This window comes from Mesorhizobium sp. B2-2-4 (genome assembly GCF_006442375.1).
Taxonomy (GTDB): domain Bacteria; phylum Pseudomonadota; class Alphaproteobacteria; order Rhizobiales; family Rhizobiaceae; genus Mesorhizobium.
Map to the genome: position 1 here is coordinate 105,501 of NZ_VFWB01000017.1, position 16,425 is coordinate 121,925.

Below are 16,425 nucleotides of genomic sequence, written 5' to 3' on the forward strand. Positions count from 1 at the left end.
TTGCTGAAGCCTACTCCTCGGGCTGGCCGACGAGCGCCGCGTTGAGGCCGATCTCGGGCGTCTGGTCGGAGAAGATCGACGCGAACCAGCCGGGGTTGGAAACCAGCGACGGGTTGAAGGTGTTGCATCCGGCCTTCATTTCGGCCCAGGTGCCCTCGTTGCAAAGCTTGCTCGTCTCGTTGGTGACGATCGGCAGCGGCAGGATTGTCGCTTTCGGCACATCCTTGCCCTCGATCGCCTCGATGGCGAGCTTCAAGGCGAGCGCGCCGGAATAGGGCGGCGAGGCATACGAAATGCGCGGCGCGCCGAGCGGTGCATAGGGAGAAGCAGCACCCTCGACCTCCGTCCCTTCCGGCAGCATCTGGATGCGGCCGCCATTGGAGCCTTCACCGGCGCAAGGCAGAAGCTGGCTGGCCTTCCTGCCCGCCTCGAGCTGCATCGAATTGGCGGTGAAGCAGCCTACCTGCATCCACAGCCCGTTAATGTCGTCCCAGCTGCGCGTGGCGAGAATCTTGGAAAGCTCGGTGCGTGCCACCGCCTGGCTCCACATGCCGACCGCTTCGCCGACAATTTTGATGTCCGGATATTTGGCGAACACCGCCTTGGCGGCCTTGGTGCGCAGCTCGTCGACCGAGGTGCCGGGAACGCCGGTCACGGCGATGATGTTGCCCTTGCCGTTGAGCTTCTTGGCCAGCCATTCGGCTGTCACCCTGCCAGCCTCCTCCTGGTCGATATGGACATTGTAAGCGCAGGGCTCGGTGATCTCGGCGTCGTAGGCGAAGACCTTGACCCCCTTCTCGCAAGCGTTCTTGACGACCTGGTTCAGCGCCGTCGGCGAGATCGGATAAATCACGATCGCCTCCGCTCCCGCCTGCACCATGGCGTTGATCTGCTGGATCTGGCGCTGCGCATTCGGCCCGGCCACCTGGACCTGCAGGTCGATCTTGTCGACCAGGCTCTTGTGCGAGGCCATCGCCTTGACCATGTTCGCCGCCTCGGCCTGCCAGTCATTGCCGATGAAGCTCATGCTGAGAAAAATCTTGTGTTTTTCAGCGGCCTCGGCCGCGGAGATGCCAAAAGCACAGGCAGCCATGCCGGCCAGCAGCGCAAGCCGCCGGGCTTTCAATCCGATACCCATTATGAAACTCCTCCCGATCCGAACGATCGGATGCCTCCCAAGGGCACGAGACGTGACCTTGCCATCCGATATCGCAACCGTATCACCATTTGATCAAAGATCAATGATGAAATATGCTCATAACAAGGCGACGGCGGGGGTGCTTGACGCCGCAGCCGGAAGCCTGCATTCCGGATACGGGTTATGGCGCAGCTTGCGCGGGAAGGTTGAGGGGAGATGGCTGGAGCGGCGTTCAGAAAGCCGGGCGTCGAGATCGCGCCCCTGTCCAAGGAGACCTTGCAGGACAGGGTCTATCGCCATGTCACCGAATTGATCCTCGACGGCAGCATCGTGCCGGGCGAGATGGTAACGGTGCAAAGCCTTGCCGATGCTTTCGGCGTCAGTCCGATGCCGGTCAGGGAGGCCCTGCGGCGGCTGACCGCCGCCAACGCGCTGATGGTGGTTTCAGGCCGCTCGATCGGCATTCCCGCACTCAGCCGCACACGCCTCGTCGATCTGAGAAACGTCCGCTTCGAGATCGAAGCGATCGCCGCCGCATGGGCGGCCGAGCGTATGGACGACCAAGCTATCGCCCGGCTGCGCCAGCATCTGGACGCGCTCGAACAGGCCAATGCGGCGGGAGACGTCAAGTCCTATCTGCGCGCCAACTACGCCTTTCATTTCTCCATCTACCGGGCGGCCGGCTCCGAGAACATTCTCAACATCATCGAGAACTTGTGGCTGCAGATCAGTCCTTATTTCAACATGCTGCACGATTCCGGAAACTATTCGACCGCCAATGCGCACCATCAGGAGATGTTCGCTGCGTTGCGTGACCGGGACGCGGAAGCGGTCAAGGCCGCGGTCCGCGCCGACATCGACGCCGCCTTCGACGTTCTGGTCGGCCTGCTGAAATAGCACAAACGAAACTTCGTCGGCGCGAAGATCGAATTCGGCCTGCCGACGTGGCTTGGCACACCCCACCGTCGACTTCGCCCAAACGATCCGGCGCAGGCGCATCAGCCGGACGAACGCGTCCCCGTGTGTGATGGACGGCTCCTCTCGAAGGGTTGGCGCAGGCAAGGCGGGATTTTTCCCGTCAAGACAGTCGGCTCTAGAATTGCGACCCCAAATCAAGCTATGATGCACTTGGCATTTCCGGAGACGGCTTCGCGCCCCTGGAATGCCGGGAGGAACGGGACATGGCCTTCGCGCTTGTACTCGTTTTGATAGTTGTGGGCTCGGTGCTGTTCCACCTCCTGAGCCCATGGTGGTGGACGCCGATTGCCTCGAACTGGGACTATATCGACAACACCATCATCATAACTTTCTGGATCACCGGCGTCGTCTTTGCCGCCGTGGTTTTGTTCATGGCCTATTGCGTCTTCCGCTTCCGTCATCGGGAAGGCAATCAGGCGGCGTATGAACCGGAGAACAGGCGGCTCGAATCCTGGCTGACGGTTGTCACCGCGGTCGGCGTAACGGCTTTGCTGGTTCCCGGCCTGTTCGTCTGGAACCGGTTCGTCAACGTTCCGAGCGACGCAACCGTGGTCGAAGTTGTCGGCCAGCAATGGCAATGGAGTTTCCGCCTGCCCGGCAAGGACGGCAAGCTCGGCACGTCCGACACCCGCGGCGTCACCGCTGACAATCCGTTGGGCGTGATCACCAGCGATTCCAATGGCCAGGACGATGTCGTGGTCGAAGCGGCCGATCTGCATCTGCCGGTTGGCAAGCCGGTCAAGATGTTGCTTCGCTCGATCGACGTGCTGCATGATTTCTATGTGCCGGAATTCCGCGCCAAAATGGACATGATCCCGGGCTCGGTCACCTACTTCTGGTTCACCCCAACGAAAACCGGAACCTTCCAGGTCCTGTGCGCTGAACTCTGCGGCCAAGGACATCCGATGATGCACGGTGTGGTGATGGTCGATACGCAGGAGGATTACCTAGCGTGGCTTGGCCAGCAACAGACGTTTGCGCAATTGTCGGCGCCCCAGCAGACGGGCTCGGCAAGCCAGGCGTCGGGTCCAACGACGGTGTCAAGTTCGAGGATTGCAGCAAAGCTCGAAACCGTCGGGTCCCGCTAAAAAGGACACGGAGGTGTTCCTATGGTCGATATTACCCCTGCTGATGCCATCCCGCCGGCCGAAGTCGCGGAAGTCGAACTGTATCATCCGCACAGTTGGTGGACGAAATACGTCTTCTCGCAGGACGCCAAGGTCATTGCCATCCAGTATTCGGCGACGGCAACGGGAATTGGCCTGGTCGCCCTGGTGCTGTCCTGGCTGATGCGGCTGCAACTCGGCTTTCCCGGCACCTTCGACTTCATCACGCCTGAAGCCTACTACCAGTTCATCACCATGCACGGCATGATCATGGTGATCTATCTGCTCACGGCGCTCTTCCTCGGCGGTTTCGGCAACTACCTGATCCCATTGATGGTGGGGGCTCGCGACATGGTCTTTCCCTATGTCAACATGCTGAGCTACTGGATCTACCTGCTTGCCGTGCTGGTTTTGGTGTCGAGCTTCTTTGCGCCTGGCGGACCGACGGGGGCCGGCTGGACGCTGTACCCGCCGCAGGCAATCATGACCGGCACACCGGGGGGCCAGGACTGGGGCATCATCCTGATGCTCGTCTCACTGATCCTGTTCATCATCGGCTTCACCATGGGCGGGCTGAACTATGTCGTGACGGTGTTGCAGGGCCGCACGCGCGGCATGACGCTGATGCGTCTGCCGCTGACTGTCTGGGGCATCTTTACCGCGACCGTCATGGCTCTGCTCGCCTTCCCGGCGCTATTCGTCGCCTGTGTGATGATGCTGCTTGATCGGACGCTCGGCACCAGCTTCTTCATGCCGGCGATCGTCGAAATGGGCGAGCAATTACAGCATAATGGCGGCAGCCCGATCCTGTTTCAGCATCTGTTCTGGTTCTTCGGCCATCCCGAAGTCTACATCGTGGCCCTTCCGGCCTTCGGCATCGTGTCGGACCTGATCAGCACCCATGCGCGCAAGAACATCTTTGGCTATCGCATGATGGTCTGGGCCATCGTCGGCATCGGTGCGCTGAGCTTCGTCGTCTGGGCGCACCACATGTATGTCAGCGGCATGCATCCCTATTTCGGTTTCTTCTTCGCCACCACGACATTGATCATCGCGGTTCCGACCGCCATCAAGGTCTACAATTGGGTGCTGACATTGTGGCGCGGCGACATCCACCTCACCATACCGATGCTATTTGCCCTGGCTTTCATCGTCACCTTCGTCAATGGCGGGTTGACCGGGCTGTTCCTTGGCAATGTCGTGGTCGACGTCCCGCTGTCGGACACGATGTTCGTCGTTGCCCATTTCCATATGGTCATGGGGGTCGCGCCGATCATCGTGATCTTCGGTGCGATCTACCACTGGTATCCGAAGGTCACCGGCCGGATGCTGAACGAGGCGCTGGGCCGGTTCCATTTCTGGGTCACCTTCCTCGGCGCCTACCTGATTTTCTTTCCCATGCACTACCTCGGACTGATGGGCGTGCCCAGGCGTTACAATGAACTGACCGATATGACGGTGATGACAGAATCGGCCCACCATCTGAACTCGTTCATCAGCATCATGGCGTTCATCGTCGGCTTTGCCCAGATTGTGTTCCTGTTCAATCTGATCTGGAGCATCCGTCATGGCCGCGAGGCCGGCGGCAACCCGTGGCGGGCCACGACCCTCGAATGGCAGACGCCGCAAACACCACCGGCCCATGGCAATTTCGGCAAAGACCTACCGATCGTCTATCGCTGGGCCTATGACTACAGCGTACCGGGCGCCAAGGAGGACTTTATCCCGCAAAACGTACCGGGCTCCTTCGGTCCCTCCAAGGAGCCGGCATGAGCGTCATTCTGGTCTTCATGCTCGTGATCGCCGGTTTTGCCGGATGGTGGCTTTCCCACCAGCGGCTGATGACCAAGCCATGGCTCGAGCAAGGTATGGCCGGGGATTTTGTTGGTATGGAAGGATCGGCGCTACCGACCGCCAAGATCGGCCTCGGCGTCTTCCTGGCGGTCGTCGGCTGTCTGTTCGCGCTGATCACCAGCGCCTACTTCATGCGCATGGCGCTGTCGGACTGGCAGGCGCTGCCGCTGCCGCGGCTGCTCTGGTTCAACACCGGCATGCTGGTCCTCAGCAGCATTGCGCTGCAATGCGCCTCGCTCGCGGCGCGTAAGGGTCAAATGGACATGGTTAAGCTCGGCCTTGCCACCGCCGGGTTTACGGCGCTCTCCTTCCTGATTGGACAGTTTATGGCTTGGCGCGAGCTGTCTGCCGATGGCTACTTTCTGGCTTCCAATCCGGCCAACAGTTTCTTCTACCTGCTTACCGGAATGCATGGCCTGCACATACTGGGCGGACTGGTGGGCCTGGGCAGAACAACCGTCGGCGCTTGGAACGGGGCAAGGCCGGCGCGGCTTCGCCTCAGCGTCGAGCTGTGCGCCATGTATTCGCATTTCCTGCTTTTCGTCTGGCTTGCCATCTTCGCGCTTCTGGCCGGCTGGGCCGCGACTTTCATCGATATTTGCCGGGGGTTACTGACGTAGGAGGAACGGGCGGATGGCTGAGACACTCACGCATATCGCTCAGACAGAGCCGCGGCCCGCAGGCTGGCAAGGCATCGCCGCCGACTGGTCCTCGGATCAGCGGGCGTTCAAGAACGTGTCATGGGGCAAGGCCATGATGTGGATCTTCCTGCTCAGCGACACCTTCATCTTCGGCTGCTTTCTGCTCTCCTATATGACCGCGCGCATTTCGACACGCGTGCCGTGGCCCAATCCCAGCGAGGTCTTTGCGCTTCGTATCGGCGGCTCGGATATTCCGCTGATCCTTATTGCCATCATGACTTTCGTGCTGATCTCAAGCAGCGGGACCATGGCCATGGCGGTCAATTTCGGCTATCGCCGCGACCGCCGCAAAACGGCAATCCTGATGCTTCTGACCGCAGCACTCGGTGCGACCTTTGTCGGTATGCAAGCCTTCGAATGGACCAAGCTGATCACCGAAGGCGTGCGGCCCTGGGGCAATCCCTGGGGCGCTGCCCAGTTCGGGTCAACCTTTTTCATGATCACCGGCTTCCACGGCACGCATGTGACAATCGGGGTGATCTTCCTGATCATCGTGGCGCGAAAGGTGTGGCGTGGAGATTTTGACTTTGGGCGGCCCGGCTTCTTTACCAGCCGCAGGGGCCGCTACGAGAACGTCGAGATCATGGGACTCTACTGGCATTTCGTCGACCTGGTCTGGGTCTTCATTTTCGCGTTCTTCTATCTTTGGTGAGAGGCAGATATGGCTGAAGCAACCGCAAACGGCCTCGGGCAACACACGCTGCACGCTACTCATGACGCGGCGACGACCGGCGCCCCCCCGGCAGAAGTTCATCAGGAGCACCCGATCAAGCTTTATCTGGTGGTCTGGGCATGGCTGTTCATTCTCAGCACCTGCTCCTATCTGATCGATTATTTCGGTCTGCACGGCTATCTCAGATGGTCGCTGATCCTGATCTTCATGATCCTCAAGGCAGGGCTCATCGTCGCCATTTTCATGCACATGGCCTGGGAACGGCTGGCGCTGACATACGCAATCATCCTGCCGCCCGTGCTGGTGTTGGTATTCGTGGCGATGATGGTCTTTGAAGCGGATTACACGCTTCTCACCCGGATGGCGTTTTTCGGGGCTGGGCCCTGACGCCAAATCGGAGTTCAGACCTTGTCGATGGCCGATCAGGGATTCCGACGATGCTGCGGGCGGTCCGGTGCCGCCACCCTCGCCTTGAAACAATCGACGGTTGGGCCATCTTTATTCATACCGAAACGACGGAAGCGAAATGATTGCCGCGTTTTGACCTGCGTCGCGAACTCAGCAAGGGACGCCCAAAATGACAATCGCAAACAAACTGAAGGACTATATCGACCGGAAAGGGATTTCCTACGATACTGTCGCGCATCATCGCACGGCCACAAGCAGGCAGGCCGCCATAGCCGCGCACGTGCCCGGCAGCATAATGGCCAAATCGGTGCTCGTTCACCACGATCTGGGTTATGCGCTGGCCGTGGTCCCCAGCACACATAGGATCGAGCTCGGCGCGTTGCAGAAGGTCATGGACAAGAATCTTGGACTCGCCACCGAAGATGAAGCGGTTTCGCTCTTTGGCGATTGCGATACCGGCGCCATTCCGCCGATCGGCGCGGCCTACGATGTGCCGGTAGTCATTGACGAAAGCCTTGGCGGTGCCGCCGATATCTATTTCGAGGGCGGCGATCACAGGACGCTGGTGCGTGTCAGCGGCAAGGATTTCCGTAACCTGACTATGGGCGCCCACCAGGCCCGCTTCAGCCATCCGGCTTACTGAAGCCGGAAAGGGCTCTGATCAACCTGCACGCACCGGTCCTCTTGCCGGCGCGGCAGGGAGTTCATCGAGGCGCCGGTCCGGCCGTCGGCGGCGGTTCCACGACCTTGCGGTAGACATGCCAGGTAGCGTGACCGAGGATCGGCAGCACGACCGCCAACCCCGCGAATACTGGCAGCGTGCCGATGATCAGGGCGACGGCGACAATCAGGCCCCATACCGCCATCACGATCGGGTTCGCCAGCACCACGCGCACCGAGGTGTGGATGGCTTCATAGGCGCCGACATCTCGCTCGAGCAACAACGGGAAGGCGACGACCGTCGTGCACAGCACGATCGCAGCGAAGACGAAGCCGATGGCGTGCCCCAGGATGATGAGCGTCCAGCCGCGTCCTGTGGCGAATATGTCATTGATGAAGCTGGATAAGGATTGCGGTGGGGCGGGGCCGAACAGGTGTTGGTAAAACGCCTGCGCAGTCAAAAGCCAGGCGATGAAGATTGCAAGCAGCATGATCGCAACCGCGGCGATGGCTGGCAGCGCCGGAGAATTCCTGACCTCGAAGGCGGCCCTCCATGAGGCGTCTAGCCCGGCTTCCCGTCGCCGGCTGATCTCATAGAGGCCGATTGCGGCGAATGGACCAATTAGCGCAAATCCGGACACGAGCGGAAACAACAATGGGAGCGTGTTATTGCCCGATGTCCAGACTGCAAGCACGACCCCCGCAAGCGGGTAGATCAGGCAGAGAAAAATGATGTGCGACGGTTTGACCATGAAATCGTCGACGCCGCGCCTGAGCGCATCGAAAAGGTCGGTGACACCGATCTTGCGAATTCTGGTGTGCTCCAGCGTCTCGCTGGCGCCTGCTATGACGTGAAAGCTTGCCATGACCATTCCTCCAGACAGGTCTGGTAAGGCCGCGGTTTCACGGTGCTGCCGTTCTGCAAGACTGGCCACGCAAACCGCGACCTGCACCAGGATCAATATACTCTCATGCGAGCGACTTGTCGCGCTTTGTAAGAAGGTTGGGTAAGAAGGCCCGGTCGCCTGGCTAGCTCTGGACGCCTTTCTTCGATATTCTCCTCAAGTCGAAGGTGAAGGGTCATGGACGGAAGGACAGTTCTCATACTCGGCCTTGGCGTCGTTGTTCTGCTGCTGCTGGGTTTTTGCGCACTGCCGACGTAATGTTTTGCGCCGGCGTCAACGGCCGGCTGATGCGATCGTACGCATTACAGTAGTGTCGGCAAGTAACGTTGCAAAGATCGCGAACAGGTAGAAAATCGAATAAGAAAACAACGCCTTTGCTTGCTTCATCTCCTTGTCGGGGATGGTGAGCACCTTGCAGGCGCGCCAGACGAATCCCGCACCCAAGACGGTCGAGACAGTCCCGTAATATCCGCTCGCGAATCCAAAGGCCCAGGGAAGCACGCCGATTGGCGCCAGAACCAGCGAATAGGCCAAGATTTGCTTTCTGGTCGAGGGTTGGCCAGCCACGTTCGGCATCATGGGGATGCCCGCCGCGGCGTACTCTCCGACCTTGAACAGGGCTAGCGCCCAGAAATGCGGTGGTGTCCAGAGGAAAATGATCAGGAACAGAATGATGCTTTCAATGCCGATGGCGCCGGTGGCAGCAGCCCACCCGATCACCGGAGGAAGAGCGCCTGCCGCGCCACCTATGACGATGTTCTGCGGTGTCGAGCGTTTCAGCCAGATCGTATAGATGACGACGTAGAAGAAGATGGTGAATGCCAGCAGCGATGCGGCAAGCCACCCCACCAGCACGCCGAGCACCGTCACCGAAAGTGCGGAAAGCACCAGACCGAAGCCGAGGGCTTCGCCTGGCGCGACGCGGCCCGACGGGATTGGCCGGTTGGACGTGCGAGACATCAACGCATCTATGTCCGCGTCGTACCACATGTTGAGCGCCCCGGCCGCGCCTGCTCCCATCGCAATCGCACTGATGGCGATCACCGCGATGACCGGATTCGTCGGGCCAGGCGCCGTCATTAGGCCCACGAAAGCAGTGAATACGGCAAGCGCCATGACCCGCGGTTTTAAAAGCGCGAAGAAATCACCCGCCGTCGCTTCCGGAAGGCGGATGACGATATCCTTGAGGCGGCTTTCCCTAGTCGACATCTCAGACCGATGGAAGCAAGAAACCTAGGCCATGATCCCGAACCGAAGGCACGCGTGAGCGAAATTGAAACCCGGTTTTTGCTTACGCGGCCCCTTCGGGTTCGGACGAGATCACGGCGAACGAGAGGATAGACGCATGGCGGAGGAGAAAGTCACTTGGAGAACGTTTTCAAATAGGCGATGACGTTGGTCACGTCTGCATCGTTCTTGAGGCCGGGAAACGCCATCTTGGTGCCTTTGACCATAGCCTTGGGATCGTGAAGATAGGTCATCAGTGTTGGTTCGTCCCATTTGACGCCGGATTTGCCGGCCGCAATCATGGCGTCGGAATATTTGAAACCGGGATGCGTACCGGCAGTGCGGCCGATGACGCCGTGCAGCGATGGACCGATCTTGTTCTTGTCCTCGTCCGCAATGTGGCAGGCCTTGCATTTGGTGAAGACCTTCTCGCCAGCCGCAGTATCCTGAGCCTGCGATGGATTGGCGACGAAGGTTGCAACAAACACGACGGCGAAAAATGCGGCTAAGCGCATGACTTTTTCCTCCCTGATCGTCAAATGCGCCTGAGACGATCTGGTATAAGCCAGCATCGCCAGCGAAGCGCCTTGTACGGCAGAACAGATTGTCCACTTCTCCCATATGAAATTGCGGCCTCTATATACCACGGAATCTGGCCGGCAGGTAGAAGAGGTCGACCTACAAAGGTTTAGGTTGTCCGCAGCGGATCAAGGCATAGCAGTGTTGCAGCTGCCGGCGAGCTGGCTGACCGCTTCATCAAATCCGGTCAGATCGAAATCGGCGTGGCCCCGCCCCGACAGCAGCCCGAAGCGCCACGAAAGCTGGAGCCGGTTCGCGGCGGCAAGACGCTTTATCCCGTCGGCGCCATCGCGCACCAGCATGCGGCCGCGCGGGCCGACCAACCAGCTCTCGTCGAACTTGTTGTCGCCGTCGACGGTGACCGACATGGTGATCTTGCGATTGGCCGAGACGGTGTCGTTCAATTGCAGCCATTCGGTCCAGCGCGGTTGGCTTTCCGGGCGGCAGGCGATGGTCAGGATCGGGCTATAGCTCAGGGCGCCACCGCCGGTGATCAGCTTGTTGGTGGCATGAACCGAAGCCGTGACGAGGCCGTCATCGTCCGTGCCGATGCGCCAGGTGCCGGCATCGGCCTGGGCGAAATCGCAGGCAAAGGCCAGGACGATCGCCAAGGCCACGACGCGTCGCGTTTCGAAGAATAGGCTCAACCGCCCCTCCAACAACCCTGTGGTTTGCAGCAAGAGCGCAGATAGTGATCAATGCTTGGTATCGACAATGGTCACCGTCCGCGAAACGGATTGGCTGTTGCAGTTTCGCAACGAAAAAGGCCGCCTTGAGGGGCGGCCTTCGTCAGTTCCATCAACTCGGGATTTACTCGGCGTCCTTGGCGGCCTTTTTCTTCGGCGCTGCCTTCTTCTTCGGCTCTTCCGCGTCATCGCTCTTCTTGTCTTCAGTCTTCTTCGACGCGGCCTTCTTCGCCGGCTTCGCCTTGGTCGCGATCTCGGCTTCCTCGTCGTCGGCCATCAGCTCTTCCTTGCTGACCTTGACGTCCGTGACCGAGATCTGCCCGAGCAGGTGATCGACCACCTTCTCCTCGAACATCGGCGCGCGCAGCGCATTCAGCGCCTCGGGATTGTTGCGGTAGAACTCGAAGGCTTCCTGCTGCTGGTTGGCCGGGAAGCGACGAACCTGCTCGAACAGGCCGCGCTGCAATTCCTCGTCCGACACGGTGACCCCGGCCTTCTCGCCGATCTCGGCCAGCACGAGGCCAAGGCGCACGCGGCGCTCGGCGAGCCGCATATATTCGGCGCGCGCTTCTTCCTCGGTCGTCTCTTCATCGGCGAAGGTGCGGCCGGCCGCTTCCAGATCGCGGTTGACCTGCGCCCAGATGTTGTTGAACTCGGCCTCGACAAGCCTCGAAGGCGCCTCGAACGAATAGGCCGCGTCAAGCTGGTCGAGCAGCTGGCGCTTGACCTTCTGGCGCGTCATCGAGCCGAACTGGCTCTCGATCTGGCCACGCACCACATCGCGCAGGCGCTCCAGCGATTCCAGGCCGAGGTTCTTGGCGGTCTCATCGTTGATTTCGAGTTCGCCCGGCTTGGACACTTCTTTGACCGTGACGTCGAAAGTCGCTTCCTTGCCGGCCAGATGCGCCGCCTGGTAGTTTTCCGGGAAAGTCACGGTGACCTGCTTTTCATCGCCGGCTTTGGCGCCGATGAGCTGATCCTCGAAGCCCGGAATGAATTCCTTGGAGCCAAGCACCAGCGGCTGATCCGTGCCGGCGCCGCCGGCAAAGGCCTCGCCGTCGATCTTGCCGACATAGTCGATTGTGACGCGGTCGCCTTCGGCCGCCTTGCCGGTCTTCGGCTCGTAGCTGCGCGCCGATTCGGCGACGCGCTTGACCTGCTCGTCGATCTCCGCGTCAGGGACGTCGAACACCTGGCGCGTCACCTTGATGTCGGAAAAATCCTTGATCTCGATGGGCGGGATGATCTCGTAGTTAAGGCGGAATTCGAAGTCGGCGCCGCCGGCCAGGATCTTCTCGGCTTCCTTCTCGTCCTCGGTCATGATGACTTCGGGCTGCATGGCGGCTTTTTCGCCGCGGCCCGAAATGATCGACCGGGTCGAATCGTTGAGGATCTCGTTGACCACTTCGGCCATGAACGACTTGCCATAGACCTTGCGCAGGTGCTGCACCGGCACCTTGCCGGGACGGAAGCCGTTGATGCGAACCTTATTCCTGGCGTCCGTCAGCCGCGCCATCAGCTTGGCTTCCATGTCACCAGCCGGCACGGTGATCTTGATCTCGCGCTTGAGACCGGAATTGAGTGTTTCGGTGACCTGCATCGTAAAACCTTTGTTTTCACCAATGAGGCTGCCAAACGGCTCTCTGCCGTTCACAGCCTGCCGGTATAATCTTGCCGGGAATGGCTTTTGGTACGGAACCTGGCGATTTGACCTGAAATACGGCTCAAACTCTTCCAAACTGCGTTCCAAAATGTGAATAAGTCTTTGTTTTTCCTACTTCTTATCACATTTTGCAGAAGCGGATCGTCGCGTCCCGTCACATTCGACACGCCTTTTGTCACAGGCGAGGCCAATTTTCAACCATCTTCGCGTTTAGGCGAATAACCATCATTTCGGCCCTGACATTGACAGAATGATGGCTAATGGGATCGCCAGACCGTGCGGGCGTGACGGAATTGCCAGACCCTCAGGTCGCGGCTGGCGGCTGCCGCGATATTCAAAGGACGATGCGGTATTCCACCTCACTCCCAAGACCTCGACAAGGCCGCCGAGGCTCTGCTACAGCCCGCCCGAGGCGCGTGTGGTGGAACTGGTAGACACAGCAGGTTTAGGTCCTGCCGCCGCAAGGCTTGGGGGTTCGAGTCCCTTCACGCGCACCACTGCCGCATGGCATCGGATAGTCCACTAGCGCACAGGCGCTGGCAGGAAATCAGGACACTGCCTAGGCGAGCTTCTTGATACGTCCCTTGTCGAGGCGGAAGATGCCATCGTTACCGCCTTGGCGCTGGAAATCATCCTGCAATTCGTCCCATGTGCCAAGATACTGACCGCAGTCGTCGCACCGGATGCCCGTCGAAGGTTCGGCATCGGCAGGAATCCGCAGCCTTATTGTGCCGCAAAAAGGACACTCCAACTGGTGATCCAAGTACCCGGTCGCCATGGGCTTTCCATCTTTCTGAATGCCACCGCCAGCGTCGAGAATATACCTACCACGCAACACAATCCAGTGGCGAGACGCTAGCGCCTAAAGGACGCCCCTGAGGTCGATTAGACGTAAGCTTCCAAGGCTTGAGCCTTCGAGGCCGCACCGCCCTCCCCGTTCAAGCTATGGATGGCAGCCCACCCCTGCACACCTTAATATAGAGGCTCCTGAAACAGCGTCTTGTCGCCGTCCACCAGTGCCTTGATCTGGGCGGTGCCGTCGCTGGCCAGTGCAAGACGGATCCCGAACGGGCGTACCCGCATGTCGTTCTGGATTGCCATCCCCTCGCCTTCCGGCAGGTAGAACCGTTCGATGCCGTAATCCGGCGCGATCGTCAGTCCCTCGCCGCGAAGATCCCAGCCTCCGGCGACATGACCGCGAATATCGGCCTCGTCGGCACCGGTCGGTGTCGGCGCCGCGCCGAACCACGCGGCGCTCGGCGTCCAGTAGCCGTCGGCGTTCTTCTTCAGACGGACGACGATCGAGGTGTCGTCGCTGGAAAGTTTTCCGGCCGGGATGTTGGCGATCATCTTCACCGGTATGCGCGAGATGTCGTAGCCGAGGATGATATGGTCGCCGCGCAGCAGGTCGCGCGGATCGACAGGCTCGATCTTCAGCAGCACTTCCTTGCCGCTGCGCAGGATCGCCGCCCGGCCGGCGATGATCCAACCCAGGAAGCCGATCTGGACGAGCGCCAGCACCAGCGCCGAGATGACAAGCCTCTTCCCGGACATCATGCCGTGGCTCCTCCGGTGGCCGGATCCTTCATGCGTTTCTCCACGCGGATGATGACGATCGCCAGAATGCCAAGCAGCACCGCCGCGGCAAGGAAGAAGCCGGCGGTGTCGAGCATCCACTGCAAGGTCACGACATAGATCATGGCGAGTTCGAAGGCGAAGCCGAGATAGGCAAGCCAGCGCAGGCCACGGCTCTCGCGCCCCGCGAGCACAATGGCGGCAACAATGCCGGCCAGCGCGACGACCGAAGCAATGGCGAAGCCTCTGTCGTAGCTGCTTTCGCCGGCCAGTTCGAACTGGATGATGGCCAGTCCAGTGAGGAAGCCAAGCAGAGCATGCAGCGGCAAGCGGCCGCCAAGCTGCACGATCCGGTCGACCGGTTCCGGCGCGAAAAGGGAAGCCACGAACAACAATACCGATACGATGACCAGCGGGATCGCCACCTGCAGCGTCTCGTGATCCACGGCGACCAGCACAAGATAGAAGAGCAGCGACAGGATGATCAGGTGCCGCGCCGCCCGGCTGCGGGTCCAGAACGAGACGGCAAACAGCGCAGCCGCCATGACGAGGAAGAGATGCGGAAATTCGCTGCGATTGAAATAGTCGAACCCTTTCAGGAACAGCCAGGCGTCGGCGATGCCGACCGCGGCGACGGTCAGCGGGTTGGACCGCAGCGCCACCGCCGCCAATGCGGTGCCGGCGCCCCAGGTGATCAAGGCCGAGGCCTCGTCGCCCGACAGATGGTACATCTGGCCGATCAGCGCGATCGAACCGCCGAAAGCCGCCGCCGCCACGATCCACAACGCCTCGCCGATCGCCGCGTGGTCGCGGGTTTTCAGCACTGCACCGCCGACATAGCCGCCAAGGATGACGGCAAAGAGCGCGGCAACGCGCGCCAGCCGCGGGATGGCTTCCCAGTTGGCGGCGACGAAGATCAGGATGGCCGCGCCGAACAGCAGCGCCGCCATCATCGCCAGGATCGAACCGAAGCTCAACGACTGGCGCGCGTTGATCTCGACGTCGCGCCGCAATGCATCGGCCGTCGGGGCGTCGATCAGTCCGGCCTCAAGCCATCGCGCAATGTCCGACCTGACCCGTGTCGCGTAGCCCGCCATGCTTCCCCCTGCTGCTTGGTCGGTTTTTCAGCTGGAGCTGCCAAACCGTTGACGTCACGGCACTTTCTGATTCTGGCTTCTTTGTGTCAGGTCCGCGAAGGCTTGTTAATGTTGCATTGCACAATTTGCATTGCTGCCATGCAGCCATAGCGCTTTTAAATCGATATGGGCCCGCCTATTTATGGTTTGTACACGAACGGAATGATCCGCAAGAAAAGACGAAACGAGAAGTACCATGAACCTGATCCGCAACTACCGCAACTGGCGCCGCTACCGGGACACCGTTTCCGAGCTGAGCCGCCTGAGCAACCGTGAACTGACCGACCTCGGCATCAGCCGCAGCGACATTCCTTACGTCGCTCGCAAGGCGGTCTAATCCTTCGGACCGCGAATGGTCCGAACCAGTTTTGAGAAGAGCATGACAATGAACCTGATCCGCAACTATCGTAACTGGCGCGTTTATCGCGAGACGGTTACCGAGCTGGGTCGCCTTTCCAACCGCCAGCTGCATGATCTCGGCATCGTCCGCGACGAAATCAAGACCATCGCCCGCCAGGCGATCTAACAACGGAATTTCGCCAGGGTCGACCTCCTCCCCGATCCTGACGAATACGGTCACCCCTTACCTCCTCCCAAGGGTTGACCACCAAAACGGCGCCCGCCGCACCTCCTCCCGCGGCGGGCGTTGTTTCCCGGAGCAAAACGAGTTTTGCTCCAGAGGCTTCGCCCCTCTTCAAAATGGCGAAAAGAATTTCGTCAAAGCCGACCTCCTCCCCGGCGATGACGGATAGGCCCGACCTTCACCTCCTCCCAAAGGTTGGCCACCCAAACGGCGCCCGCCGCACCTCCTCCCGCGGCGGGCGTTGTTTTCCCGGAGCAAAACGAATTTTGCTCCAGAGGCTTCGCCCCTTTTCAACGGCGAAAGGAATTTCGTCAAAGCCGACCTCCTCCCCGGCGATGACGAATACGGTCGGCCTTCACCTCCTCCCGAGGGTCGACCCCCAAAACGACACCCGCCGGACCTCCTCCCCCGGCGGGTGTTGTTGTTTTCAGGGCAGCCTTCGCCTTCGCCGCCGCGGCATGTTCCAGGTGCGGCAATGTCGGTAGCTAATCAAGTTGTCCGGTTTGGTAGCACATGATCTGTCCGCTTCTGTTTTGGCGTCGAAGCGGTTCAC

Annotated in this window: 18 protein-coding genes and 1 tRNA gene; 10 read left to right on the top strand and 9 right to left on the bottom strand. The window is 60.2% G+C overall.

The genetic code is table 11. The features are described 5' to 3' along the window. Window positions 1-10: 10 nt before the first annotated feature. A complete protein-coding gene (locus FJ959_RS29760; protein ID WP_140633574.1) occupies window positions 11-1,138 on the bottom strand; it encodes a sugar ABC transporter substrate-binding protein in 1,128 nt (375 codons plus the stop codon). A gap of 216 nt (window positions 1,139-1,354) precedes the next feature. Here FJ959_RS29760 and FJ959_RS29765 point away from each other — a divergent pair, with 216 nt between their 5' ends. From FJ959_RS29765 to FJ959_RS29795, 7 genes are all read left to right on the top strand, one after another. Beyond that, a complete protein-coding gene (locus FJ959_RS29765; RefSeq protein ID WP_140495796.1) occupies window positions 1,355-2,035 on the top strand; it encodes a GntR family transcriptional regulator in 681 nt (226 codons plus the stop codon). Between the two features lie 284 nt (window positions 2,036-2,319). After that, window positions 2,320-3,204, top strand: a complete 885-nt coding sequence (coxB, locus tag FJ959_RS29770) for a cytochrome c oxidase subunit II (RefSeq protein ID WP_140495795.1) — start codon at window positions 2,320-2,322, stop codon at window positions 3,202-3,204. 21 nt (window positions 3,205-3,225) lie between these two features. Beyond that, window positions 3,226-4,995, top strand: coding sequence for a cytochrome c oxidase subunit I (gene ctaD / locus FJ959_RS29775; RefSeq protein WP_140495794.1), 1,770 nt, complete (start codon window positions 3,226-3,228; stop codon window positions 4,993-4,995). Beyond that, a complete protein-coding gene (locus FJ959_RS29780) occupies window positions 4,992-5,696 on the top strand; it encodes a cytochrome c oxidase subunit 3 (RefSeq protein ID WP_140633577.1) in 705 nt (234 codons plus the stop codon). Before ctaD ends, FJ959_RS29780 begins: the two co-directional genes overlap by 4 nt. 13 nt (window positions 5,697-5,709) lie before the next feature. Continuing rightward, window positions 5,710-6,429 (top strand): heme-copper oxidase subunit III family protein, encoded by a 720-nt coding sequence (locus FJ959_RS29785; RefSeq protein WP_140495792.1) that lies wholly within the window; start codon window positions 5,710-5,712, stop codon window positions 6,427-6,429. A gap of 9 nt (window positions 6,430-6,438) precedes the next feature. Further along, window positions 6,439-6,837, top strand: a complete 399-nt coding sequence (locus FJ959_RS29790; protein WP_140495791.1) for a cytochrome C oxidase subunit IV family protein — start codon at window positions 6,439-6,441, stop codon at window positions 6,835-6,837. Window positions 6,838-7,027: 190 nt separating this feature from the next. Next, window positions 7,028-7,501 carry an aminoacyl-tRNA deacylase gene (locus tag FJ959_RS29795; protein ID WP_140633580.1) on the top strand — a complete coding sequence of 158 codons (474 nt, stop codon included), beginning with the start codon at window positions 7,028-7,030 and terminating at the stop codon, window positions 7,499-7,501. Between the two features lie 61 nt (window positions 7,502-7,562). Here FJ959_RS29795 and FJ959_RS29800 read toward each other — a convergent pair whose 3' ends face one another. The 5 genes from FJ959_RS29800 to tig all read right to left on the bottom strand — a co-directional run bounded on the left by FJ959_RS29800 (window position 7,563) and on the right by tig (window position 12,515). After that, window positions 7,563-8,384, bottom strand: coding sequence for a DUF2189 domain-containing protein (locus tag FJ959_RS29800; RefSeq protein WP_140633583.1), 822 nt, complete (start codon window positions 8,382-8,384; stop codon window positions 7,563-7,565). Between the two features lie 312 nt (window positions 8,385-8,696). Then, on the bottom strand, window positions 8,697-9,632 hold the full coding sequence (locus FJ959_RS29805) for a heme o synthase (protein WP_140633586.1): 936 nt from the start codon (window positions 9,630-9,632) through the stop codon (window positions 8,697-8,699). A 152-nt stretch (window positions 9,633-9,784) separates the two neighbouring features. Further along, complete coding sequence (locus FJ959_RS29810; RefSeq protein ID WP_140495787.1) at window positions 9,785-10,165, bottom strand: cytochrome c family protein; 381 nt, start codon at window positions 10,163-10,165, stop codon at window positions 9,785-9,787. 192 nt (window positions 10,166-10,357) lie between these two features. Continuing rightward, a complete protein-coding gene (locus FJ959_RS29815; protein WP_140633589.1) occupies window positions 10,358-10,876 on the bottom strand; it encodes a hypothetical protein in 519 nt (172 codons plus the stop codon). Window positions 10,877-11,039: 163 nt separating this feature from the next. Beyond that, window positions 11,040-12,515: a trigger factor gene (gene tig, locus FJ959_RS29820; RefSeq protein ID WP_140633592.1), complete on the bottom strand. Its 1,476-nt coding sequence runs from the start codon at window positions 12,513-12,515 to the stop codon at window positions 11,040-11,042. 475 nt (window positions 12,516-12,990) lie between these two features. Here tig and FJ959_RS29825 point away from each other — a divergent pair. Further along, window positions 12,991-13,075, top strand: a tRNA-Leu gene (locus tag FJ959_RS29825). A 62-nt stretch (window positions 13,076-13,137) separates the two neighbouring features. Here the strand turns inward: FJ959_RS29825 and FJ959_RS29830 are convergent. The 3 genes from FJ959_RS29830 to FJ959_RS29840 all read right to left on the bottom strand — a co-directional run bounded on the left by FJ959_RS29830 (window position 13,138) and on the right by FJ959_RS29840 (window position 15,250). Further along, window positions 13,138-13,356 (bottom strand): hypothetical protein, encoded by a 219-nt coding sequence (locus FJ959_RS29830; RefSeq protein WP_140495784.1) that lies wholly within the window; start codon window positions 13,354-13,356, stop codon window positions 13,138-13,140. A 194-nt stretch (window positions 13,357-13,550) separates the two neighbouring features. Further along, window positions 13,551-14,135 (bottom strand): GDYXXLXY domain-containing protein, encoded by a 585-nt coding sequence (locus tag FJ959_RS29835; RefSeq protein ID WP_140633595.1) that lies wholly within the window; start codon window positions 14,133-14,135, stop codon window positions 13,551-13,553. Continuing rightward, entirely contained in the window at window positions 14,132-15,250 is a 1,119-nt protein-coding gene (locus FJ959_RS29840) for a DUF2157 domain-containing protein (protein ID WP_140633598.1), read from the bottom strand. The genes FJ959_RS29835 and FJ959_RS29840 overlap by 4 nt, the downstream gene beginning before the upstream one ends. A gap of 235 nt (window positions 15,251-15,485) precedes the next feature. Here FJ959_RS29840 and FJ959_RS29845 point away from each other — a divergent pair, with 235 nt between their 5' ends. Together FJ959_RS29845 and FJ959_RS29850 are read left to right on the top strand one after the other, a co-directional pair. Then, a complete protein-coding gene (locus FJ959_RS29845; protein ID WP_013531315.1) occupies window positions 15,486-15,626 on the top strand; it encodes a DUF1127 domain-containing protein in 141 nt (46 codons plus the stop codon). Between the two features lie 48 nt (window positions 15,627-15,674). Beyond that, entirely contained in the window at window positions 15,675-15,815 is a 141-nt protein-coding gene (locus FJ959_RS29850) for a DUF1127 domain-containing protein (RefSeq protein ID WP_140633601.1), read from the top strand. Window positions 15,816-16,425: the final 610 nt, after the last annotated feature.

Excerpts from the sequence above, each read along its gene's own strand:
- ctaD (WP_140495794.1), top strand. The coding sequence starts at position 3,226 with ATGGTCGATATTACCCCTGCTGATGCCATCCCGCCGGCCGAAGTCGCG.
- FJ959_RS29845 (WP_013531315.1), top strand. The coding sequence starts at position 15,486 with ATGAACCTGATCCGCAACTACCGCAACTGGCGCCGCTACCGGGACACC.
- FJ959_RS29785 (WP_140495792.1), top strand. The coding sequence starts at position 5,710 with ATGGCTGAGACACTCACGCATATCGCTCAGACAGAGCCGCGGCCCGCA.
- FJ959_RS29810 (WP_140495787.1), bottom strand. The coding sequence starts at position 10,165 with ATGCGCTTAGCCGCATTTTTCGCCGTCGTGTTTGTTGCAACCTTCGTC.
- FJ959_RS29780 (WP_140633577.1), top strand. The coding sequence starts at position 4,992 with ATGAGCGTCATTCTGGTCTTCATGCTCGTGATCGCCGGTTTTGCCGGA.
- FJ959_RS29790 (WP_140495791.1), top strand. The coding sequence starts at position 6,439 with ATGGCTGAAGCAACCGCAAACGGCCTCGGGCAACACACGCTGCACGCT.
- FJ959_RS29800 (WP_140633583.1), bottom strand. The coding sequence starts at position 8,384 with ATGGCAAGCTTTCACGTCATAGCAGGCGCCAGCGAGACGCTGGAGCAC.
- tig (WP_140633592.1), bottom strand. The coding sequence starts at position 12,515 with ATGCAGGTCACCGAAACACTCAATTCCGGTCTCAAGCGCGAGATCAAG.
- coxB (WP_140495795.1), top strand. The coding sequence starts at position 2,320 with ATGGCCTTCGCGCTTGTACTCGTTTTGATAGTTGTGGGCTCGGTGCTG.
- FJ959_RS29850 (WP_140633601.1), top strand. The coding sequence starts at position 15,675 with ATGAACCTGATCCGCAACTATCGTAACTGGCGCGTTTATCGCGAGACG.
- FJ959_RS29835 (WP_140633595.1), bottom strand. The coding sequence starts at position 14,135 with ATGATGTCCGGGAAGAGGCTTGTCATCTCGGCGCTGGTGCTGGCGCTC.
- FJ959_RS29830 (WP_140495784.1), bottom strand. The coding sequence starts at position 13,356 with ATGGCGACCGGGTACTTGGATCACCAGTTGGAGTGTCCTTTTTGCGGC.
- FJ959_RS29760 (WP_140633574.1), bottom strand. The coding sequence starts at position 1,138 with ATGGGTATCGGATTGAAAGCCCGGCGGCTTGCGCTGCTGGCCGGCATG.
- FJ959_RS29805 (WP_140633586.1), bottom strand. The coding sequence starts at position 9,632 with ATGTCGACTAGGGAAAGCCGCCTCAAGGATATCGTCATCCGCCTTCCG.
- FJ959_RS29795 (WP_140633580.1), top strand. The coding sequence starts at position 7,028 with ATGACAATCGCAAACAAACTGAAGGACTATATCGACCGGAAAGGGATT.
- FJ959_RS29765 (WP_140495796.1), top strand. The coding sequence starts at position 1,355 with ATGGCTGGAGCGGCGTTCAGAAAGCCGGGCGTCGAGATCGCGCCCCTG.
- FJ959_RS29840 (WP_140633598.1), bottom strand. The coding sequence starts at position 15,250 with ATGGCGGGCTACGCGACACGGGTCAGGTCGGACATTGCGCGATGGCTT.